Annotated in this window: 22 protein-coding genes and 1 tRNA gene; 18 read left to right on the top strand and 5 right to left on the bottom strand. The window is 66.0% G+C overall.

The window, feature by feature from the left end:
* Window positions 1-50: 50 nt before the first annotated feature.
* Window positions 51-866 (bottom strand): IclR family transcriptional regulator domain-containing protein, encoded by an 816-nt coding sequence (locus ACN0X7_RS04695; protein ID WP_417514620.1) that lies wholly within the window; start codon window positions 864-866, stop codon window positions 51-53.
* 81 nt (window positions 867-947) lie between these two features.
* Here ACN0X7_RS04695 and ACN0X7_RS04690 point away from each other — a divergent pair, with 81 nt between their 5' ends.
* From ACN0X7_RS04690 to ACN0X7_RS04675, 4 genes are read left to right on the top strand one after another with little or no spacing between them, the layout of a single operon-like run.
* Complete coding sequence (locus tag ACN0X7_RS04690) at window positions 948-1,883, top strand: TauD/TfdA dioxygenase family protein (protein ID WP_417514618.1); 936 nt, start codon at window positions 948-950, stop codon at window positions 1,881-1,883.
* Entirely contained in the window at window positions 1,880-2,719 is an 840-nt protein-coding gene (locus ACN0X7_RS04685; protein ID WP_417514616.1) for a TauD/TfdA dioxygenase family protein, read from the top strand. The genes ACN0X7_RS04690 and ACN0X7_RS04685 overlap by 4 nt, the downstream gene beginning before the upstream one ends.
* A gap of 36 nt (window positions 2,720-2,755) precedes the next feature.
* A complete protein-coding gene (locus ACN0X7_RS04680) occupies window positions 2,756-3,532 on the top strand; it encodes an SDR family oxidoreductase (protein WP_417514614.1) in 777 nt (258 codons plus the stop codon).
* Between the two features lie 32 nt (window positions 3,533-3,564).
* Window positions 3,565-4,536, top strand: coding sequence for a quinone oxidoreductase family protein (locus ACN0X7_RS04675; protein ID WP_417514612.1), 972 nt, complete (start codon window positions 3,565-3,567; stop codon window positions 4,534-4,536).
* A gap of 503 nt (window positions 4,537-5,039) precedes the next feature.
* Here ACN0X7_RS04675 and ACN0X7_RS04670 read toward each other — a convergent pair.
* From ACN0X7_RS04670 to ACN0X7_RS04660, 3 genes are all read right to left on the bottom strand, one after another.
* Window positions 5,040-5,129, bottom strand: a tRNA-Ser gene (locus ACN0X7_RS04670).
* A gap of 109 nt (window positions 5,130-5,238) precedes the next feature.
* Window positions 5,239-5,502 carry a Rho termination factor N-terminal domain-containing protein gene (locus ACN0X7_RS04665; RefSeq protein WP_417514610.1) on the bottom strand — a complete coding sequence of 88 codons (264 nt, stop codon included), beginning with the start codon at window positions 5,500-5,502 and terminating at the stop codon, window positions 5,239-5,241.
* 82 nt (window positions 5,503-5,584) lie between these two features.
* Entirely contained in the window at window positions 5,585-6,967 is a 1,383-nt protein-coding gene (locus tag ACN0X7_RS04660; RefSeq protein WP_417514608.1) for a dicarboxylate/amino acid:cation symporter, read from the bottom strand.
* A gap of 60 nt (window positions 6,968-7,027) precedes the next feature.
* Between ACN0X7_RS04660 and ACN0X7_RS04655 the strand changes: the two genes are divergently transcribed.
* The 14 genes from ACN0X7_RS04655 (at window position 7,028) to ACN0X7_RS04590 (ending at window position 19,266) form a co-directional block, all read left to right on the top strand.
* On the top strand, window positions 7,028-7,486 hold the full coding sequence (locus ACN0X7_RS04655) for an acyl-CoA thioesterase (RefSeq protein ID WP_417514606.1): 459 nt from the start codon (window positions 7,028-7,030) through the stop codon (window positions 7,484-7,486).
* Between the two features lie 111 nt (window positions 7,487-7,597).
* Complete coding sequence (gene rplU, locus ACN0X7_RS04650; RefSeq protein ID WP_417514604.1) at window positions 7,598-7,906, top strand: 50S ribosomal protein L21; 309 nt, start codon at window positions 7,598-7,600, stop codon at window positions 7,904-7,906.
* Between the two features lie 24 nt (window positions 7,907-7,930).
* A complete protein-coding gene (gene rpmA / locus ACN0X7_RS04645) occupies window positions 7,931-8,194 on the top strand; it encodes a 50S ribosomal protein L27 (protein ID WP_417514602.1) in 264 nt (87 codons plus the stop codon).
* Window positions 8,195-8,308: 114 nt separating this feature from the next.
* On the top strand, window positions 8,309-9,343 hold the full coding sequence (gene obgE, locus ACN0X7_RS04640; protein WP_417514600.1) for a GTPase ObgE: 1,035 nt from the start codon (window positions 8,309-8,311) through the stop codon (window positions 9,341-9,343).
* Window positions 9,331-10,482 carry a glutamate 5-kinase gene (gene proB, locus ACN0X7_RS04635; protein WP_417514598.1) on the top strand — a complete coding sequence of 384 codons (1,152 nt, stop codon included), beginning with the start codon at window positions 9,331-9,333 and terminating at the stop codon, window positions 10,480-10,482. Before obgE ends, proB begins: the two co-directional genes overlap by 13 nt.
* Complete coding sequence (locus ACN0X7_RS04630; protein WP_417514596.1) at window positions 10,479-11,768, top strand: glutamate-5-semialdehyde dehydrogenase; 1,290 nt, start codon at window positions 10,479-10,481, stop codon at window positions 11,766-11,768. Before proB ends, ACN0X7_RS04630 begins: the two co-directional genes overlap by 4 nt.
* A 1-nt stretch (window position 11,769) precedes the next feature.
* Window positions 11,770-12,387, top strand: coding sequence for a nicotinate-nucleotide adenylyltransferase (locus tag ACN0X7_RS04625; RefSeq protein WP_417514594.1), 618 nt, complete (start codon window positions 11,770-11,772; stop codon window positions 12,385-12,387).
* Window positions 12,365-12,775, top strand: a complete 411-nt coding sequence (gene rsfS / locus ACN0X7_RS04620; RefSeq protein WP_417514592.1) for a ribosome silencing factor — start codon at window positions 12,365-12,367, stop codon at window positions 12,773-12,775. Before ACN0X7_RS04625 ends, rsfS begins: the two co-directional genes overlap by 23 nt.
* Window positions 12,776-13,237 carry a 23S rRNA (pseudouridine(1915)-N(3))-methyltransferase RlmH gene (locus tag ACN0X7_RS04615; RefSeq protein ID WP_417514590.1) on the top strand — a complete coding sequence of 154 codons (462 nt, stop codon included), beginning with the start codon at window positions 12,776-12,778 and terminating at the stop codon, window positions 13,235-13,237.
* Window positions 13,238-13,304: 67 nt separating this feature from the next.
* The gene (gene gpmI / locus ACN0X7_RS04610) at window positions 13,305-14,870 is read left to right on the top strand and encodes a 2,3-bisphosphoglycerate-independent phosphoglycerate mutase (protein ID WP_417514588.1); all 1,566 of its coding nucleotides are present in this window, start codon (window positions 13,305-13,307) and stop codon (window positions 14,868-14,870) included.
* Window positions 14,863-16,017: a murein hydrolase activator EnvC family protein gene (locus tag ACN0X7_RS04605; protein WP_417514586.1), complete on the top strand. Its 1,155-nt coding sequence runs from the start codon at window positions 14,863-14,865 to the stop codon at window positions 16,015-16,017. Before gpmI ends, ACN0X7_RS04605 begins: the two co-directional genes overlap by 8 nt.
* A 17-nt stretch (window positions 16,018-16,034) precedes the next feature.
* Complete coding sequence (locus ACN0X7_RS04600; protein WP_417514584.1) at window positions 16,035-17,336, top strand: S41 family peptidase; 1,302 nt, start codon at window positions 16,035-16,037, stop codon at window positions 17,334-17,336.
* 14 nt (window positions 17,337-17,350) lie between these two features.
* The gene (locus ACN0X7_RS04595; RefSeq protein WP_417514582.1) at window positions 17,351-18,787 is read left to right on the top strand and encodes a divergent polysaccharide deacetylase family protein; all 1,437 of its coding nucleotides are present in this window, start codon (window positions 17,351-17,353) and stop codon (window positions 18,785-18,787) included.
* Window positions 18,784-19,266, top strand: a complete 483-nt coding sequence (locus ACN0X7_RS04590; RefSeq protein WP_417514580.1) for an RNA pyrophosphohydrolase — start codon at window positions 18,784-18,786, stop codon at window positions 19,264-19,266. The genes ACN0X7_RS04595 and ACN0X7_RS04590 overlap by 4 nt, the downstream gene beginning before the upstream one ends.
* Before the next feature lie 11 nt (window positions 19,267-19,277).
* Here ACN0X7_RS04590 and ACN0X7_RS04585 read toward each other — a convergent pair whose 3' ends face one another.
* Complete coding sequence (locus ACN0X7_RS04585; protein WP_417514578.1) at window positions 19,278-19,856, bottom strand: histidine phosphatase family protein; 579 nt, start codon at window positions 19,854-19,856, stop codon at window positions 19,278-19,280.
* Window positions 19,857-19,863 lie beyond the last annotated feature (7 nt).

Below are 19,863 nucleotides of genomic sequence, written 5' to 3'. Positions count from 1 at the left end.
GGGAAGTTGTGATCGCGACCATGCGGCGCGGAAGGGGTTGGTCGACATTTTCATCGACGTTCCGGTCTTGTCGAGTCCGCGATGGCCTCAGCGGTTGTGCGCAGGGCTTCGAGGTGGCGGCGGGCGGCTTCCGCCTCGGTCATGGCGCGGGCGAAGTAGCGCAGCGACAGGCAGGCAAGCACCTTGTCTTCCTGCATCACCGGCACGGCGAGCCCGATGGCGGCGTTGTCGGTTTCCGGCGGACTGGCGGCGTAGCCCGCCGTGCGAATCCGGGCGACGGTCGCGGGCAGCGACCGGATGGCGGCCATGTGATCCTCTGAGCGGTTCCTCATCGAGGACAGCTGAGTGACGAGGGTCTGGCGTTCATCCTCCGGACAGAAGGCGAGATAGGCGAGACCCAGTGCCGAGGACAACATGGGAAGTCGCCGGGTCAGGCGGCTCATGTCGGTCTCGGTGGCATAGGGGCTTTCCTGCAGCGTGCCGGCTCGGACCCGCATCGTGGTCCGCTCCAGCGTCGCCAGGCTGAGTGGCCAGCGGCTGCGCGCCGTGAAGGCTGACATCAGCGGCCTGGCGATCTGCACGATCAGGTCGTGGCTGCGATAGCCCGAGGACAATGTCAGGACGCTTTCGTCCAGCACATAGCCACGGCGATATGGCAGGCGCTGCACATATCCGGCCGAGACGAGTGTGTTCAGCATCCGCACCACGGTGGGCTTCGGCAGGCCAGTCGACGCCGAAAGCTGTTCGACCGTGCTGACGGCCCTGTGGTTCAGGCTCTCCAGAATCGTGAGGCCCCGCAGCAGCACTTCGCGCGGCGGCGTATCCGGGCGTCCGTCCTTCACGATATTGCCGTAGCGGCTGGTCATGCGATGCAGCTTAATTCCATTCAGTGAAATTCGCGACGATTTTCGGTTACACCCTGGACGGGCGCGGTCAGGGTGCGCGGCATGAAAACCGATCTGCATCAGAAACCGACAGCGGGCACGCCTCCGCGGACCCGCCTGTCCCGGAAGGCCACCTACACGGTCGAGACCTGCACGCCGGCCATCGGTGCCGAGATCACCGGACTCGATCTGGCGGAAGCTGGCCGCAACCCCGATCTGGCGGCTGAGCTGCGCGCGCTGTGGCTGGACCGGAAGGTGCTGTTCTTCCGCCAGCAGTCGATCTCGGCCCCCGACCTGCAGGCCTTCGCCGAGCTGTTCGGCACGCTGGAGCCACACCCCACGGGCCCGATGCACCCCGACGCGCCGCTGCTGTTCCCCATCTACCGGGGTACCAGCGACACGCCGAACGCGGTGGAGCAGGTCAGCCGCGAGAACATCTGGCACAACGACACGACCTACACCGCCACCCCGGCGCGCGGCGCGGTGCTGGCCTGCGAGCTGTGTCCCCCGACCGGCGGTGACACGCTGTGGGCGAACATGGCGATGGCCTGGGAACGGCTGCCCGACGCGGTGAAGGAGCGGATCGACGGTCTCTACGCCAAGCACAGCCTGGAACAGTATTTCGGCGCGCAGATGCCGCGGGAGAAACGACACGAGTTTGCGGACCGCCTGCCCGCGGTCGAGCATCCGGTCGTCGTGACCCATCCGGAGACGGGTGAGAAGTGCCTGTTCGTGAACCAGCCCTTCACGACCCACTTCGCCAACTACTTCGATTTCGAGAGCGTCCGGTTCGGGCAGGACTTCGCTTCGTCGGGTGCCCTGCTCGATTACCTGAAGGCGCAACCCCAGCATCCCGAGCTTCAGGTCCGGCTGAAATGGCGGCCGGGCACGGTGGCGCTCTGGGACAATCTGCTGACCCAGCACTACGCCGTCAGCGACTACGGCGACGCGCCGCGGAAGATGCTGCGCGCCACCCTGAAGGGAGGACCGTTGACATGAGCCGGTACCAGACCATCGAAGTGACGAAACTGACGCCGGTGATCGGCGCGGAGATTTCCGGCATCGACCTGTCGCGGGAGATCAGCGAGCAGCAGTTCGAGGAGGTGCACGCCGCGCTGATGGCGCATCTGGTGATCTTCTTCCGCGATCAGGAACTGACGATCGAGCAGCACAAGGCCTTCGGGCGGCGTTTCGGCGAACTGCACGTTCACCCCAACGCGCCCCAGGACCTGCCCGATCACCCGGAAATCCTGGTGGTCGCGGCGGACGAGAACTCGAAGCATGTGGCGGGCGAGGTCTGGCACACGGACGTCTCCAGCGACGCCGAGCCGCCGATGGGCTCGATCCTGCACATGTCGGTGGTGCCGCCCGATGGCGGCGGCGACACCATGTTCGCCAGCATGTACGAGGCCTATGAGCAGCTTTCCGAGCCGGTCCGTCAGATGATCGAAGGCATGACCGCCTTCCACGACAGCGCCAAGGCCCACGGGTACCGCCTGAAGCAGAACGACCGCGCCAACATGACCCTGCCCAGCAGCGAGCATCCGGTGGTGCGCACCCACCCGGTGACCGGCCGCAAGGCGCTGTATGTCAACCGGGGCTTCACCACCCGCATCCGGCAGTTGCCCGGCCCGGACAGCGATGCGGTGCTGGAGATGCTCTACCGCCACATCGAGACGCCGGAGTTCCAGTGCCGTTTCCGCTGGCGGCCCAACTCCATCGCCTTCTGGGACAACCGCGCGACCCAGCACCGGGCCCTGTTCGACTACCAGGGGGAACGCCGCTACGGGCAGCGGGTCACGGTCTGCGGCGACCGGCCTTATTATCGCGCCTGAACGACATCGAATCACAGGAAATTGGGGAACTGCACAATGATCATGAAGGACGCATTCTCACTGGCCGGCCGGACGGCGCTGGTCACCGGCGGCACGCGCGGCATCGGGCGCATGATCGCGCAGGGCTTTCTGGAACAGGGCGCGAAGGTCTATGTCTCCGGCCGCAAGCCGGAGCAGGCCGAGGCGGCGGCAGGGGAACTGTCAGGCTTCGGCGAATGCCATGCGCTGGCGGTGAACGCTTCCGGTGCGGACGGTTCGCGGCAACTGGCCGAGGCCTATCTGGCGAAGGAAAGCAGCCTCGACATTCTGGTGCACAATGCGGGCGCGGCCTGGGGGGCACCCTTCGCCGAGTTTCCGGAGAATGGCTGGGACAAGGTGATGGACCTGAACGTCAAGACACCGTTCTTCCTGACCCAGGCGCTCTACGAGGCGCTGAAGGTGAATGCTCGACCCGACAATCTCTCGAAGGTCATCATGGTGTCGTCGGTCGATGGCTTCTTCGTCAATCCGCTGAACGAGAGCTACTCCTATCACGCCAGCAAGGCCGGCGTGTCCCATCTCGCCAAGCGCATGGCGATGCGCCTGATCCAGGATCACATCGTGGTCTCCACCATCAATCCGGGCGCCTTCCCGACAGACATGAACCAGGCCGCACGCGACAATCCGGACGGGTGGACATCGCACATCCCGGCCCAGCGTGTCGGGCAGCCGCTGGATATGGCCGCCGCCGCCGTCTATCTCGCCAGCCGCGCGGGCGACTATGTGGTCGGATCGGCGCTTACCGTCGATGGCGGCGTGTCCTGGGGCTTCTGAAGCCGCACATCCGAAAGCAAGGAACTACCGATATGGTAAAGGCGATCCGTTTTTCCGAGACCGGCGGCCCGGAAGTGCTCCGGCTGGAGGAAGTCGAGGTGGGCGAGCCCGGCCCCGGCAAGGTGCGGGTGCGCCACAGCCATGTGGCCGTGAACTTCATCGACATCTATTTCCGGACCGGGCGATATCCGCTGAAGCTGCCCAACGGCCTGGGGTCGGACGCCGTGGGCGTGGTCGAGGCCGTCGGTGAGAATGTCACCGAAGTCAGCCCCGGTGACCGCGTGGGTTACCTGCTGGGGCCGCAGGGCGCCTACTCCGATGTCCGGATCATGCCCGCGAACGTGCTGATCCCGCTGCCCGACGGCGTCTCGGACAGTACGGCGGCGACCCTGATGATGAAGGGCATGACGGCGCAGTACCTGTTCCGTCAGGTCTACCCGCTGCAGGGCGGCGAGACGATCCTCTACCACGCGGCCGCCGGTGGCGTCGGCCTGATCGCCTGCCAGTGGGCGAAGGCGCTGGCCGTGACCATGATCGGCACCGTCAGCACCGACCAGAAGGCCGAGGCCGCCCGCGCCAACGGTTGCGCGCACGTCATCGTCACCGCGCGCGAAAGCATCCCGGAGCGGGTGAAGGAGATCACAGACGGCAAGGGTGTGCCGGTGGTCTACGACTCCGTCGGCAAGGACACGCTGATGGACTCACTCGACTGCCTGCAGCCGCGCGGCGCACTGATCAGCAACGGCACCTCGTCTGGCCCGGTGGTGATCGACACGGCCCTGCTGGCCGCCAAGGGCTCGATCTGGGTCACCCGCCCGGCGATGGTCCATTACGCGACGCCGAGAGAGAAGATGCTGGAGATGGCGTCAGAACTGTTCGATCTGGTGCTGGCCGGCAAGATCGTCAGCGAACCCGGCCAGACCTTCCCCCTCGCCGACGCCGCCGAGGCGCACCGCGCCCTGGAGGGCCGCAAGACTGTTGGATCGACCGTTCTGGTGCCTTGAGTTCTGGGCCGTCTCAGGCTGTTTCAATCCGCGACGAATGCGCATCCGTTTGCAGGATGTCCGCAAATGGACCAGCCGTGAGGGTTGGACCCAAACCGCGACCCGCTGGCGACGCGAAAATTGACTTTTGCACGCAATAGTTTAATGGCGAAGACGGGGGTGGTTCGAACCCGGCTGCTCTCGTCGTTTCTGCGAAACGACCGCCGCAACACCGAAGTCGGAGCAGATTTCAGCCGTTTCGCTGTGCGAAAAGGCTCTGGCGGAGCGGGAGAGAGATAGTTCGAACTCAGCGCCACCAGGCCGCGACTGCGGCCCGGCGATCGTTCGCCGCCCCGTCGGAGCGAGTGAGCGAAGCGAACTGAGCGTGAGACAAAAAATCGTGGCGGAGCGGGAGGGAGATAGTTCGAACCCTGAACGCTCTCGGGCGTTTGCTATGCAAACCCCTGCCGCGTTGGGTACGCCTCAGAACATGTTCTCATCGTTATCGCTTCGCGAAACGATGCTGGCGGAGAGGGAGGGATTCGAACCCTCGGTACTGTTGCCAGTACAACGGTTTTCGAGACCGCCCCGTTCGACCACTCCGGCACCTCTCCGCAGCGCATGTCATCGACATCGTGGTCACTGGCCGGGCCAGCGGCGGGATTACTAGCCCATGGTGCTGAGCCCCGCAATGGTTTTGGTCTGCGGGGCAGGCGCGGACCGTCAGTGATGGCGCAGGGCGTCGATGAGTTCGTCCTTGTTCATGTCCGACCGGCCCTCGATGCCGATTTCCCGGGCGCGGTCGTAGAGCTCGTCCTTCGTCCATTCCTCGTAGGGCGGACGACTGCCGCCCCTGGCGGAGGGTGCCCGGCTGTCGTCGGCCTGTGCATTGGCGATGCGCGCCGCCTTCTCCTTGCTGGCACCCTCGTCGCGCAGCGCCTGATAGGTCTCGTCGTCCTTGATGCTGGGGCCATGATCGCGGGCCATGTCTGCCTCCTTTCATTGCTGGCTGACGTGACTCCGAGATGCGCCCGAACGGCTGCGGTTCAAGCGGACAAACCCGCGCGTTTCACGCCGGCGGGGTCACGGTTTCCGTGATTGTGCCGGCCTCCTCGGGCGCGGTCATGCGATCGACGATCAGGCAGGCCACGATGTCACCGGTCACGTTCACAACCGTGCGGCACATGTCCAGCAGCCGGTCCACGCCCAGGATGATGGCGACCCCGGCGGACGGGATCCCGACGCTGGTCAGGATGGTGGCCAGAATGACGATGCCGACACCAGGCGTGCCGGGTGACCCGATGGCCGCGCCGGTCGCCATGACCACCACCAGCACGATTCCGCCGATGCCCAGGTCAACGCCGAAGATCTGGGCCAGAAAGATGGTTGCCACACCCTGATACAGGGCCGTGCCGGCCATGTTGATGGTGGTGCCGAGCGGCACCACGAACCGCGCGATCTCGCTGCGGACATTCAGCTTGTTCTCGACGGTCGTCAGCGTCACCGGCATGACGGCCGCCGAACTGGAGGTCGAGAACGCCAGCAGCATCACCTCGCGGATGTCGCGCAGGAAGCCGACCGGCCCGCGCCGGGTCCGCAGCCACACGGCGAGCAGATAGGCCGCGAGAAGCAGCAAGAGGCCGAGCACGACCGTGACCACATACATGCCCGTGCCGACCAGCGCCGACAGCCCGATGCGCGAGGTGATGTTGGCCAGCAGGCCGAACACGGCCAGCGGCGCGAACCTGAGCACCCATCCGACGATGACCATGCAGACCGCCTGAACCGATGCCAGCAGCTCCAGCAGCGGTGTACGCTGTTCGAGGGGCGTCATCACCAGCGCGATGCCCAGGATGGCGGCGGCGATGACGATCTGCAGCATGTTGCCGCTGACGAAGGTGCTGAGGGGATCCGTCGGGAACAGGCCGACGATCATGTCTGGTATCTGGTCGATACGGGGCGGGGCGGGCGGTGCGCCGCCGGTCGCCGCGCCGGCTCCCATCAGCGCCTCGCCGACCGTGCCCTGATCCACGAAGGCTCCGGGCTGGATCAGCAGGGCGACGGCCACGCCGATGGCGACACCCAGCAGCGTGGTGATCAGGAAGAAGCCGATGGCGCGTCCGCCGATCCGGCCCAGGCTGGATCCGGTGCCGCCGGCGGCGATGCCCCGAATCACCGAGGCAACGACCAGCGGCACGACGACGAACTGGATCGCCAGCAGGAACAGCCGGCCCGGCAGGGCGACCCAGTTGCCGATCAGGACCGAGATCTCGCCGGGAATGAGGTCTGCCGTGGGGCCGATCAGGGTGCCGAACCCGACCCCCAGGAACATGGCGATCAGGACCTGCAGCCACAGGCGCTGCCTGATCAGCGAGAACAGATGGCGGCGCAGCGGCGGCAGAGAGCGTGAGGGCACGTCCTCTGGACCGGGAACCCCGGTGGAACTTGTCATTGATGCGCATCCCTTCATATTGGCCCCGTCCAGATCAACCCCAGTTCGCGAAGGCCTGCCATGACCCAGATCAACCCCGACCCCACCGACCGCGCCAGCTACTGGCGCTGGGTGAAGGCCGTGACGCGGTTCTGCGACACCGATGCGAACGGGCATATCAACAACACGGTGTTCGCCCAGTTCATCGAGGTCGGGCGGGTGACCCTGATCACGCAGATGTCGGCGGATGCCTCGATCGCCAATCCGTGGGTCGTGGCCCGGGTCGAGATCGACTATCTGAAGGAACTGAACTTCCCGGCGGAACTGGATGTCGGCACGCGCGTCGTGGCGGTCGGAAACACCAGTTATTCGGTGATTTCCGGCATCTTTCACGGGTCTGAATGCGTCGCGCGCGGCCGGACGGTGCTGGTCCACGCCGAGGGGGGAAGGTCGACACCCCCGCCGGCGGGGGAAAAAGCCGCGCTGCTGGCCGAATTGAGCGGTCCGCCGGGTGTTGACACGTCCGGGGGTGAGGGCTAAAAGCCGCTTTCTCCCGACGGGCCTCGTGCCTGGCGGCTGTATGGATTTGTGCCCGCGCCAGTTCTCCGCGATCTGGGCCGGGGCTACTCGAAAATCGGACGTAGAAGAACGATGCACGCAGTGATCAAGACCGGTGGAAAACAGTATCGCGTTGCCGAGGGCGACGTGTTGCAGGTGGAAACCCTGGCAGGTGAACCCGGCGATTCGGTTGCCTTCGATGTTCTGGCCCTGGGCGATGGCGCGGACCTGAAGGTCGGCACCCCGCTGGTCGATGGTGCCAAGGTCGAGGCCGAGGTCATGGACCAGACCCGCGGCGAGAAGATCATCGTCTTCAAGAAGAAGCGTCGGCAGGGCTATCGCCGTACGCAGGGTCACCGTCAGAACCTGACGGTTGTACGCGTAACCAGCATCACCGGCTGAACCGGAAAAGCGGAGACTTAAGAAATGGCTCATAAAAAGGCAGGCGGTTCCTCCCGCAACGGTCGCGATTCCGCAGGACGTCGTCTTGGCGTGAAGAAGTTCGGTGGCGAGCAGGTCATTCCCGGCAACATCATCCTGCGCCAGCGCGGCACCAAGTGGCATCCTGGAACGGGTGTGGGCATGGGCAAGGACCACACGATCTTCGCGATGGTCGAAGGCCAGGTGCTGTTCTCCAAGGGTGGCCGCAAGAACACGATCAACATCGTGCAGCCGCAGGCAGCCGAGTAGGGCGCGCCCAGCGATGACGGGGCGGGCCGCAATGGTGCCCGCCTTCACTGGCCCGGCACCAGACGATAAAAGCCGGTATCAGAAATCTTTGAGACAGTCCGGGGAGCCTCGCCGATGAAGTTCCTCGACCAGACGCGCGTCTATCTGCAAAGCGGCAAGGGCGGTCCGGGCTGCCTGTCGTTCCGGCGCGAGAAATATATCGAGTTCGGCGGACCCAACGGCGGTGACGGCGGCAAGGGCGGCGACGTCATCGCCGAGGCCGTCGAGGGACTGAACACGCTGATCGACTATCGTTTTCGCCAGCATATCCGCGCGGGCAACGGCCGGCCCGGCGAGGGCAGCAACCGCACGGGTGCCAACGGTCAGGATGCAGTCTTCAAGGTACCGGTGGGAACCCAGATCCTGGACGAGGAAGGCGAGGAACTGATCGCCGACCTGACCGAGCCGGGTCAGCGGGTCGTGCTGCTGAAAGGCGGCGAGGGCGGCAAGGGCAACGCTCACTTCAAATCGTCGACCAATCGTGCGCCGCGCCGCGCGGATCCGGGATGGCCGAACGAGGAACTGCGGGTGACCCTGCGGCTGAAGCTGATCGCCGATGCCGGGCTTGTGGGTCTGCCGAATGCCGGGAAATCGACGTTTCTGTCCGCCGTCAGCCGCGCCAACCCCAAGATCGCCGCCTATCCCTTCACCACGCTGCACCCGAACCTGGGCATCGTCGATGTCGATGACAATCGCTTCGTGATCGCCGACATTCCGGGCCTGATCGAGGGCGCGAGCGACGGCATCGGTCTGGGAACACGGTTTCTCGGCCATGTCGAACGCTGCCGCGTGCTGATCCATCTGGTGGACGGTACGGCGGAAGACCCGTCCGAAGCCTATCGCACGGTGCGCGATGAACTGGATGCCTACGGCGGTGAACTGGTCGAGAAGCCCGAGATCGTGGTGTTGAACAAGTCCGATGCGATCGACGCGGGCGAACTGGACGGGAAACGTCTCGCGCTGGCCAATGAGTCGGGCCGTCGTGTGATGGTGCTGTCGGGGGTGACGGGCGATGGCGTCCGCGAACTGCTGCGCGCGACCGCGAAGGAAATCCGGCCAGTGGTGGAGGCCGAGTCCGAAGGGACGGAGGCGGAGCCGTGGCGTCCCTGACAGGCACACATCGTCTGACGTCAGCCAAACGTATCGTCATCAAGATCGGGTCGGCCCTGCTGGTCGATCACGACACGGGGGCGCTGCGCCGGGACTGGCTGACCGCGCTGGCCGCGGATGTCGCGCAGGCCCGCGGTCGCGGGCAGGATGTGGCCATCGTGTCCTCCGGCGCCATCGCGCTGGGCCGACGCCGGCTCGGGATCCTCAGTCGGCAGCGGCTTGAGGACAAGCAGGCTTCGGCCGCCGTCGGGCAGATTGCGCTGGCGCATGCATGGCAGGAGGCGCTGGCAGCCCACGGCCTGATCTGCGGCCAGATTCTGGTGACGCTGGATGCCACCGAGAACCGGCGGCAGTACCTGAACGCCCGCACCACGCTGGATACGCTGTTTCATCTGGGTGCCGTGCCGGTGATCAACGAGAACGACACCGTGGCGACTGCCGAGATCCGCTATGGCGACAACGACCGGCTGGCGGCACGTGTGGCCCAGATGATTTCCGCCGACTGCCTGGTGCTGCTGTCCGATGTCGACGGCCTGTACACCGCGGACCCGACGTCCGAACCCGACGCCGAGTTCATGCCCGAGATCGGGCACCTGGATGACCGGATCATGGCCATGGCGGGCGTCAGCCGCAGCGGCATGGGTGTGGGCGGCATGACGACCAAGCTGCAGGCGGCGCAGATCGCGGTCGGCGCGGGCTGCAACATGGTCATTGCCGATGGCCGGGTGCTGAACCCGCTCGGCCGTATCGCCGATGGTGCGCGCTGCACCTGGTTCAGGGCACAGGCGACGCCGCGTACGGCCCGCAAGCAATGGATCGCCAGTGCGTTGAAACCCAACGGCAGCCTGACGATAGACGAGGGGGCGGTGCGTGCGCTGCGGCGTGGGCGCAGCCTGTTGCCTGCCGGGGTGCGCGGTATCGAAGGGGACTTCGACCGGGGCGATGCGGTCTGGGTGCGCGATGGATCGGGCAAGGTACTGGCGCGCGGCCTGTCCGCCTATTCGTCGGTCAACGCGCGCCGCATTGCCGGACACAAGAGCGATGAAATCGAGGCTCTGCTGGGCTACCGTGGCCGCGATGAGATGATCCATCGCGACGACATGGTGCTGGAGCGGATGGAAGAGGAGCAGCCGACATGAGCGTGGTCGAAGCCGAGTTCCGGCAGGGCGGTGATCTGGCGGAACTTATTGCCGGTATGGGCAAGGCAGCCCGATCGGCCGCCGCCGTTCTTGCCACCACGGGCGCGGATCAGAAGAACGCCGCGCTGCGGGCCGGTGCCGCTGCGGTTCGGGCGCAGGCCGATGAAATTCTTGCCGCAAACGCACGCGACATCGAGATCGCGACCGACGCCGGGCTGGCGGCACCGCTGATCGACCGGGCGAGACTGGACCGGGAGCGGCTGGAAGGCATCGCGAAAGGCCTGGAAGATATTGCTGCGCTTGACGATCCCGTCGGCGCTGTCCTGACCGAATGGGACAGGCCCAATGGCCTGAAGATCGCGCGCATCCGTACACCGCTGGGCGTGGTCGGCGTGATCTACGAAAGCCGCCCGAACGTGACGGCGGACGCCGGGGGTCTGTGCCTGAAAGCCGGTAACGCCGTGATCCTGCGCGGCGGGCGGGAGGCCTTTCATTCGAACGTGGCCCTGCATGCCGCAATGACCGGGGGACTGAAGGCCGCCGGCCTGCCAGAAGCCGCGATCCAGCTTGTCCCGACGACCGACCGTGCGGCGGTGGGCGAGATGCTGGCCGCACCCGAATACATCGATGTCATCGTTCCGCGCGGTGGCAAGTCGCTGGTCGCACGCGTGCAGGCCGAGGCCCGCATGCCGGTGTTCGCGCATCTGGAAGGCCGCTGCCATGTCTACGTCCATGCTGCGGCAGATCCCGAGATGGCGCGCGAGATCGTGGTCAACGCCAAGATGCGCAGGACATCGATCTGCGGCGCGGCGGAGACCCTGCTGATCGACCGCGGCCTGCCGCCCGTCCATGCCGCCTCGATCATCACGGCGCTGCTGGAGTCAGGATGCGAGGTGCGGGGTGACGAACAGGTCCGTGTCCTTGACGCCAGGGTGAAAACCGCCACCGAAGAGGACTGGGACACGGAGTATCTGGCCCCGGTCATCAGCGCCGGGATGGTGGAAGGTCTGGACGCCGCCATCGCGCACATCCGCGCCCACGGCTCCGAGCATACGGATGCCATCGTCACCGATGACGACGCGGCGGCCGCCTCATTCCTGAACCGGGTGAACTCGGCGATCGTCGTCCACAACGCGTCGACGCAGTTCGCGGATGGCGGCGAGTTCGGCATGGGGGCCGAGATCGGCATCGCCACGGGCAAGATGCACGCGCGCGGCCCTGTCGGCGTCGAACAGTTGTGCAGCTTCAAGTATGTCGTGCGCGGCACGGGACAGACGCGACCCTGAGATGCTGCGACGCGGCCTGCGCATCGGACTTCTGGGCGGGTCCTTCAATCCGGCACATGACGGGCATCGGCATTTGTCACTGAACGCCCTGCGGATGCTGGGGCTGGATCAGGTCTGGTGGCTGGTATCGCCGCAGAATCCGCTGAAACCGGCGTCGGGCATGGCATCCCTCGACGATCGCCGCGCCCATGCCGAAAAGGTGGCCCGGCATCCCCGGATCCGGGTGAGCGATATCGAGACCCGCCTGGGAACAACCTATACGGCCGATACGTTGACACGGCTGACACAACGCTTTCCTCACCACCGGTTCGTGTGGTTGATGGGGGCTGACAATCTGGACCAGTTGCCGCGCTGGAAGCACTGGGAGCAACTGATGGGGACCGTACCCGTTGCCGTCTTCGACCGGGAGCCGTATTCTCTGACGGTGCTGGGGCAACGTGCGGCGAGTCGTTTCCGCCGGTTTTTCTGGCAGCAGGCCGATGGCAGGGCGCTGGCCGAGGCGGCACCCCCCGCATGGGGGTACTTCCGGATGAAGCGTCATCCACTCTCTGCCACCACGATCAGGTCGCTTGGCGCGACGCCCTGGCCGGTTTCTGATGCGCCGACAATGGAGGACTGAAATAGTCAGTCAGGACAAGGCCGACCATATCGTCGAGGAACTCCTCAACGTGGTGTCGGCATCGCTGGACGATGACAAGGCCGAGCAGATCGTGCAAATCGATCTGGCAGGCAAGACCGACATCGCCGATCACATGCTGATCGCCAGCGGGCGCTCTTCGCGTCATGTTTCCGCCATCGCAGGCCATCTGGTCGAGAAGATCAAGACCGCCGGATTCCCGCCACCCAAGGTCGAGGGCGCGACATCCTGCGACTGGGTGCTGGTCGACGCGGGGGATGTGATCGTGCATCTGTTTCGCCCCGAAGTGCGGGATTTCTACAATCTCGAAAAGATGTGGGCCGCGGAACTTTCCGGTCCCGAACCGTCTGCCGACATCGCCGCCGAATAGGTGCTGCGCGTCACGATCTGCAGCATCGGGCGCTTCGGTCGCGGGCCGGAGCGGGATCTGTTCGACACCTACGTCAAACGTCTGAACTGGCCCTGCGAACTGGTCGAACTCGAAGACCGGCGCGGGGGCTCCGACGCGGAACGCAAGCTGCGCGAGAACGTGCTGCTGCGCGAACGCGCAGCCGGTGCCGATGTGGTTGTGGCGCTCGACGAAACCGGCAGACATATCGACAGCCGTGACCTGGCCGGCCGCCTGCAGGCCTTTGCCGATGCCGGCGACCGCCATGTCGTCTTCCTGATCGGCGGCGCGGACGGCCTGGACGACGAGACCCGCGCACTTGCCCGCCTGAAACTCAGTTTCGGGCGGCTGACATGGCCGCACCTGCTGGTCCGGGCCATGCTGGCCGAGCAGCTTTACAGGGCGTCGGCCATCCTCAGCGGACACCCCTACCACCGTGACTGAATGAAACGGTCGGGCGTCACGCAGAAGACACTCAAAATCCCGATCCCGGTGGTCTATATGTTCCGCCATGACCGATACGCCTGAAATCAAGAAGCTGAAACCCGTCGTCCTGTGCATTCTGGACGGCTGGGGCCACCGTGAATCCCGTGAATCCAACGCCATCCGGCTGGCGACGGCACCCAACTGGACCCGCCTGTCGCAGACCTGTCCCCAGACGCTGATCGAAACGTCGGGGCTGGCGGTGGGGCTGCCGGACGGACAGATGGGCAATTCCGAGGTCGGACACATGAACATCGGCGCGGGCCGCGTCGTCATGCAGGATCTGCCCCGCATCGATGACGCCATCAAAAGCGGTGAACTGGCGAGGTTGCCGGGCCTGGACGCGCTGGCCGACGCCACGGGGCGCGTGCATCTGATGGGACTGCTCTCGCCGGGCGGTGTGCACGCGCATCAGGACCACATGGTGGCGCTGGCCAGGGCACTGACCGAGCGGAATGTAGAGGTTCTGATCCACGCCATGCTGGACGGCCGCGACACACCCCCCGAATCGGCTGCGGAGTTTCTGTCGGCCTTCGAACATGACCTGCCCGAAGGCGCGCGCGTGGCGACCATCATGGGCAGATACTGGGCGATGGATCGCGACAAGCGCTGGGACCGGGTCCAACTGGCCTATGACGCGATGGTGGATGCGGATGTCGCGGACTTCGAGGACGCGCAGGCGGCGCTTGCGGACGCCTACGCTTCGGACGAAACTGACGAGTTCGTCAGGCCGCGCCGGATCGCCGGCTATGACGGGATGCGCGACGGCGACGGTCTGCTGATGGCCAACTTCCGGGCGGACCGGGCGCGTGAGATTCTGACGGCGCTGCTGGATCCGCATTTTGACGGATTCGACCGCACGCGCGTGCCGCGCTTCGCACAGGCGCTAGGCATGGTCGAATACTCCGACGCGCTGAATGACTTTCTCGGCGCCCTGTTTCCGGCGGAGAAACTGGCCGACACGCTGGGCGATGTCGTGGCGGCAGCCGGACTTCGGCAGTTGCGGATCGCCGAGACCGAGAAATACGCGCATGTGACCTTCTTCCTGAACGGCGGGCAGGAGACGCAGTTCGAGGGCGAGGAGCGCATCCTGATCCCGTCGCCCGATGTCGCGACCTACGACCTGCAGCCGGAGATGTCTGCAGGCGAGGTCACGGACCGGCTGGTGGAGACGATCAAGGCCGGGCAGACGGACCTGATCGTGGTCAATTTCGCCAATCCCGACATGGTGGGGCACACCGGCGTGCTGGAGGCGGCGATCCGTGCGGTCGAGACCATCGACACCTGTCTGGGACGGCTGGCGGCAGCCGTCGAGGCCGCAGGCGGTGCGATGCTGGTGACCGCCGATCACGGCAATCTGGAACAGATGCTGGACCCGGAAACGGGTCAGCCCCACACCGCGCACACAACGAATCCGGTCCCGCTGACCCTGGTGGGCGACGTCGGCGATATCTCCCTCGTACCGGGACGGCTGGCCGATATCGCGCCGACGGTGCTGGCGCTGATGGGGTTGCCGCAGCCGGCGGCGATGACCGGGCGGGTGCTGCTGTCGGAAGCACCCCGGAAAGGCGAGGCGGCGCGCGCGATTGCCTGACCGGACAACAGTCCATGGCCTGTGCGGTGCCCTGCTGCTGATCTTCACGTTCGGCCTGGCGATCGCGCAGGCGGACGAGACGCCCGCGAAGGACATCGACAGCGTCCGCAGCGAGAAGGCCAGGGTTGAAGCGGAGGCACGGAAACTTCGGTCGGATGCCGAGGCCCTGCGTGCCGAGATCACCGAACTGTCGCGGGACATGAAAGAACGGGCGGCCGCCGTCCGCGCGGGCGAGGCCGCGCTGGACGATCTTGACCGCCGCGCCGCCGCCCTGGAAGTGCGGATCGCGGAACTGCAGCATTCCCTGTCCGCGCGCCGCGACGAGATGGCCCAGGTCTTTTCGGCGCTGGCGGGGATTTCCCGTGTGCCGCCGCTGGCGATCATCGCGCGGCCCGGCGATGCGGCCGATGCGCGTCTGGCCGCCAGCGCGCTCGCGGGCCTCAAGCCCGGCCTTGAAAAACGTGCGACTGCGCTGCGTGCCGAGATGTCAGAACTGTCCGGCAGCCAGATGCGCCTCGCGGACCTGCGTGCCGAAACGGTCGCGGGCCTGACAGCACAGCGTGAACGGCGCGCAGAACTGGCCGTCCTGATGGATCGCAAGAAGCAACTGGCCGGCCAGGTCGAGAGCAGGGCGCGCAAGGCCGGTGCGCGGGCGGTCGACCTGGCGAAGCAGGTCGAGACCCTGACCGCGCTGATGCGGAAACTGGACGAGATCGAGCCGGTCGCGGCCCCGGCGGCGGCGGCGACCCCGGTGCGGTTTGCCAGCATGCGCGGCAGACTTGCCCTGCCCGCCGAGGGGCGCATCCGGTCACGATTTGGCGAACAACGCGGCGTTAACGATGGCAGCGGTATGGTGCTCAGCACGCGCCCGGGTGCGCTGGTTACTGCGCCGCACGATGCGATCGTCCGGTTCGCCGGACCGTTCCGGTCCTATGGCGAACTGCTGATCCTCGATTTTGGCGAAGGCTATCATTTGCTTGTTGCCGGACTTTCTGGCATCGACGTGGTAGTGGGACAATGGCTGCTGGCGGGTGAACCTGTCGGGTTGATGTCGAACGGGAACAGTGCGGGCCGGCCGGAACTCTATCTGGAACTGCGCCGGGACGGATCACCGATCAACCCCGGTCCATGGCTGGCGAAAAAGTAAGGGACGACGAGCGGATAATGATCAGAAAAAGCTTTCTCGCCGTGACGATGACGGCCGTTTTCATCGGGGTTGGCAGCATCGCGGCCTGTGCGCCCGCGCGGGCGCAGGACGACCGTGAGGTCTACCGGCTGCTGGAACTGTTCGGTGATGCCCTGGCGAAGATACGGTCTAACTATGTCGAGGAAGTCGACGACAAGGAACTGATCGAGGCCGGCATCAATGGCATGCTGCAGTCGCTCGATCCGCACTCCAATTTCCTCAGTCCTGAACGCGTGAAGCAGATGGAAGTCGACATCCGGGGCGAGTTCGGCGGCCTGGGCATCGAGGTCACCATGGAAAGCGGCTTCGTGAAGGTGGTGACGCCTATCGATGACACGCCCGCCGCCGAGGCGGGCATGCAGCCGGGCGACCTGATCAGCCATATCGATTCCGAACCGGTGCTGGGACTGAACCTGACCGAAGCGGTGAAGAAGATGCGCGGACTGGTCGGAACCGACATCGTGCTCACCGTGATCCGGGAAGGCGAGGCCGAACCGTTCGACGTGACCATCACCCGTGCGGTCATCAAGGTTCAGTCCGTCCGGTCGCGCGCCGAGGACAAGGTCGCCTATATCCGCATCACCAGCTTCAACGAGCAGACGACGTCCGGTCTGCGCAGGGCGATGGACGATCTGCGCGCGGAGATCGGGGAAGACATTCAGGGGGTCGTGCTGGACATGCGCAACAACCCCGGCGGTCTGCTGGACCAGGCGATCAGCGTGTCCGACGCGTTCCTGAATCGCGGCGAGATCGTCTCGACGCGCGCGCGCGGCAACGTGGATATCGAGCGCTATACGGCAAAGGACGGCGACATCGCCGAGGGCCTGCCCGTCGTCGTGCTGATCAATGGCGGATCGGCCAGCGCGTCGGAGATCGTCGCCGGTGCCCTGAAGGACCACAAGCGCGCGATCCTGATGGGCACGCGCACCTTCGGCAAGGGGTCGGTCCAGTCGATCATCCAGCTGCAGGGCGGCAACCGGCTGAAGCTGACGACGGCGCGGTACTACACGCCGTCCGGCACCTCCATCCAGGCCACCGGTATCGAACCCGATATCGAGGTGCCGCAGGCGAAGCTGGAGCTTCTGGACACACCGAACCTGCGTTCCGAAGCCGATCTGCGGAACCGCCTGGACAATGATACCGACGATGAAGACCTCGGTGCCGGGCAGGCTGACGGGGCCGAGGAAGAGGGCGCGAACGCCCCGTCGAAGGACTATCAGTTGCAGCGTGCGCTGGACGCCGTGAAGGCCATCTCGCTGTCGCGGGCGACCCAGAACTAGGACCGGAGAACGGCATGGCAGCGCGCGGCAGGACACCGGCGGCCCAGACGGCGCTGCTGATCGTCGCGCCGCTGCTGCTGCTGCTGTACGGCGGTGTTGCCGGCTGGCTGTTGTGGACGGATCAGTCGGATGACGGCGCGCCGTCTGCGCAAACGCAGCAGACGACCGAACCGGTTCCGGCCGATCCGGCGGAGACGGTGCCTGCACCCCTCGCGGAACCGGATGCTGCGGCGGGTCATGCTGAATCGAAGACCGATGGCGCTGACAAGGCCTCGGAGGCGGAAACCCGCGCGGAACCGGATCACGGCGATCACGCGAAGCAGGCGGAAAAGCCCGCCGATCCCGTTCCGGCCAGCCCGGTGCCGTCGAAGCCCGAGGCGCCGGCACAGGAACCAGGTCGCACTGGCCCTGCACCCACCGAGCCCGCACACGGGGATCCGGGTCCTGCGGATGATCAGGATACCGCCGCCACACCTTCGCATGATGGCGAGACATCGACAGAACACGGTGCCCCGGAACCGGCGCACGACGAACCGCCGGAACCCGCGCGAACCGCGGACGAACCCCGGGAAACCGCCCCGCCTGTCGTGCCGGCGGCGCCGAAGCCGGCACCGGTCCTCACCGACAGCCAGGACCGCCAGCCGCTCTCGCCTGCACCCTTGCCCGAACTGACGGCGCAGGGGCCGTATGGCCCCCTGCCGGTGCGCGGTGCGGATGGCCGGGAACCCTGGCGGGTCTATGGCCGGCCTTTCACGCGGGATGCGGATTCGCGCCTGATCGCCATCGTCATCACGGAACTGGGGCTGGCCGAAGCGCCCACCCTGTCGGCGATCCAGGATCTGCCGGGCGAGATCACACTGGCTTTCACGCCCTATTCCAAACGTCTTCGCGAATGGGTGCCCGCCGCGCGCGCAGCCGGGCATGAGGTGCTGCTTCAGGTGCCCATGGAGCCGCGCAATGTCGAACTGAATGACCCCGGCGACAAGGCGTTGATGACCACGAACACGCCCGCGGTCAATCTGGACCGGTTGAGCTGGGTTCTGTCCCGGGCGACGGGCTATGTCGGGCTGACCAGCTTCATGGGATCGCGCATCACCGTGTCCGACAAGGACATGCGGCCCGTGCTGGAGGCCATCGGTGCACGCGGCCTGGCCTATGTGGATCCGCGCGTCACGCCGGTTTCCATTGCGGGCAAGCTGGCGCTCGAACTGGGACTGCCTGCGGTCACGAATGACCGCTTCATTGATCAGCAGGCCGCGCGTGAACCGATCGACCGGCGGCTGGCCCAGCTTGAACAGCTTGCGCTGTCGCGCGGCAGTGCTGTCGGGTTCGCTTCAGCCTATCCGGTGACGATCGAGCGGCTGCGGGTGTGGATCCCGGAGATGCGGAAGCGCGGCTTCGAACTGGCTCCTGTGACCGCTGTCGTGCAGGTCGGGGGGACGGCGGAATGAACGATCTGCCCTATCGGCCCTGCGCGGGCATCATGCTGGTGAACGCCGACTGGCAGGTGTTCGTCGGACGCCGTATCGACCAGCGCGTCGAGGCATGGCAGATGCCTCAGGGCGGTATCGACGAGGGCGAGACCCCGTCCGAGGCGGCATTGCGCGAGCTTGAGGAAGAGGTCGGCACATCGAAGGCCGAGATCGTGGCGGAATCGACAGTATGGATCAACTACGACCTGCCGCCGGATCTGGTCGGGAAGGTCTGGAAGGGGCGCTATCGCGGGCAGACGCAGAAATGGTTTCTGCTCCGCTTCACCGGTCAGGACAGTGACATCGATATCCAGACGGCACACCCCGAATTCGATGCCTGGCGCTGGTCACCGCTGTCGCAAGTGGTCGACATGGCCATTGCGTTCAAACGGGACTCCTACACCCGGGTCGTTGCCGAGTTTGCGCCCTACTTCCCGGACGACAGGCGGTTGAACTGACGGAGCCGGTCTCAGGGAGCGATCAGAATGCGTCCCGACACTGCGATCCCGCTGTCTTCCGGTCGAAGCACCAGCACCTCGCCGGACCGGGTGAACTCACCGGTCAGCGCGCTGATGTTGACCTGATGGGTCACCATCAGGACCCGTTCTCCCGGCTCCAGGCCGGCGATGAAACCCTGTAGGGCCCGGGTCTGGGCCGCCTCCCGCTCACGCGCACCAAAGAAGGAATTCAGTGCGGGCAGCACCTCCACCGGTCCCGCCTCCAGAAGCTGCGCCGTCTCCTCACAGCGGCACCATGCGCTGGTCAGCACCCGGTCGAAGGTGATTCCGCGATCCCGAAACGCCGCACCGATGGCGCGTGCCTGGTCGCGCCCGGCCTGACTGAGGTTCCGCTGCGTGCTGCAATCGCCGATCCGGAACGCGGCGGGGTCGCCGGTGCCCGGCGCCAGCGCGTGCCGCATGATCAGAACCGCATCATCGGCTTTCGCCGCCTGCCAGCCCGATGCGTCTGCCCGGACGTTCTGGGTCAGCGTCAGTGCCAGCAGACATGCCGCGAGAACACCTGCTGTCCTGCGAAGGGCCGATACCATACCGGGA

Origin of the sequence: Minwuia sp., from assembly GCF_048263705.1 — a bacterium.
Taxonomy (GTDB): Bacteria; Pseudomonadota; Alphaproteobacteria; order Minwuiales; family Minwuiaceae; genus Minwuia.
The sequence above is the reverse complement of the archived record's forward strand: the minus strand, read 5'-3'. Positions and strand labels throughout refer to the sequence as shown.

What these genes read in the sequence shown, in the direction of transcription:
- ACN0X7_RS04695 (WP_417514620.1), bottom strand. Translation starts at nt 866, where the DNA reads ATGACCAGCCGCTACGGCAATATCGTGAAGGACGGACGCCCGGATACG.
- ACN0X7_RS04690 (WP_417514618.1), top strand. Translation starts at nt 948, where the DNA reads ATGAAAACCGATCTGCATCAGAAACCGACAGCGGGCACGCCTCCGCGG.
- ACN0X7_RS04685 (WP_417514616.1), top strand. Translation starts at nt 1,880, where the DNA reads ATGAGCCGGTACCAGACCATCGAAGTGACGAAACTGACGCCGGTGATC.
- ACN0X7_RS04680 (WP_417514614.1), top strand. Translation starts at nt 2,756, where the DNA reads ATGATCATGAAGGACGCATTCTCACTGGCCGGCCGGACGGCGCTGGTC.
- ACN0X7_RS04675 (WP_417514612.1), top strand. Translation starts at nt 3,565, where the DNA reads ATGGTAAAGGCGATCCGTTTTTCCGAGACCGGCGGCCCGGAAGTGCTC.
- ACN0X7_RS04665 (WP_417514610.1), bottom strand. Translation starts at nt 5,502, where the DNA reads ATGGCCCGCGATCATGGCCCCAGCATCAAGGACGACGAGACCTATCAG.
- ACN0X7_RS04660 (WP_417514608.1), bottom strand. Translation starts at nt 6,967, where the DNA reads ATGACAAGTTCCACCGGGGTTCCCGGTCCAGAGGACGTGCCCTCACGC.
- ACN0X7_RS04655 (WP_417514606.1), top strand. Translation starts at nt 7,028, where the DNA reads ATGACCCAGATCAACCCCGACCCCACCGACCGCGCCAGCTACTGGCGC.
- rplU (WP_417514604.1), top strand. Translation starts at nt 7,598, where the DNA reads ATGCACGCAGTGATCAAGACCGGTGGAAAACAGTATCGCGTTGCCGAG.
- rpmA (WP_417514602.1), top strand. Translation starts at nt 7,931, where the DNA reads ATGGCTCATAAAAAGGCAGGCGGTTCCTCCCGCAACGGTCGCGATTCC.
- obgE (WP_417514600.1), top strand. Translation starts at nt 8,309, where the DNA reads ATGAAGTTCCTCGACCAGACGCGCGTCTATCTGCAAAGCGGCAAGGGC.
- ACN0X7_RS04630 (WP_417514596.1), top strand. Translation starts at nt 10,479, where the DNA reads ATGAGCGTGGTCGAAGCCGAGTTCCGGCAGGGCGGTGATCTGGCGGAA.
- ACN0X7_RS04625 (WP_417514594.1), top strand. Translation starts at nt 11,770, where the DNA reads ATGCTGCGACGCGGCCTGCGCATCGGACTTCTGGGCGGGTCCTTCAAT.
- rsfS (WP_417514592.1), top strand. Translation starts at nt 12,365, where the DNA reads ATGCGCCGACAATGGAGGACTGAAATAGTCAGTCAGGACAAGGCCGAC.
- gpmI (WP_417514588.1), top strand. Translation starts at nt 13,305, where the DNA reads ATGACCGATACGCCTGAAATCAAGAAGCTGAAACCCGTCGTCCTGTGC.
- ACN0X7_RS04600 (WP_417514584.1), top strand. Translation starts at nt 16,035, where the DNA reads ATGATCAGAAAAAGCTTTCTCGCCGTGACGATGACGGCCGTTTTCATC.
- ACN0X7_RS04595 (WP_417514582.1), top strand. Translation starts at nt 17,351, where the DNA reads ATGGCAGCGCGCGGCAGGACACCGGCGGCCCAGACGGCGCTGCTGATC.
- ACN0X7_RS04590 (WP_417514580.1), top strand. Translation starts at nt 18,784, where the DNA reads ATGAACGATCTGCCCTATCGGCCCTGCGCGGGCATCATGCTGGTGAAC.
- ACN0X7_RS04585 (WP_417514578.1), bottom strand. Translation starts at nt 19,856, where the DNA reads ATGGTATCGGCCCTTCGCAGGACAGCAGGTGTTCTCGCGGCATGTCTG.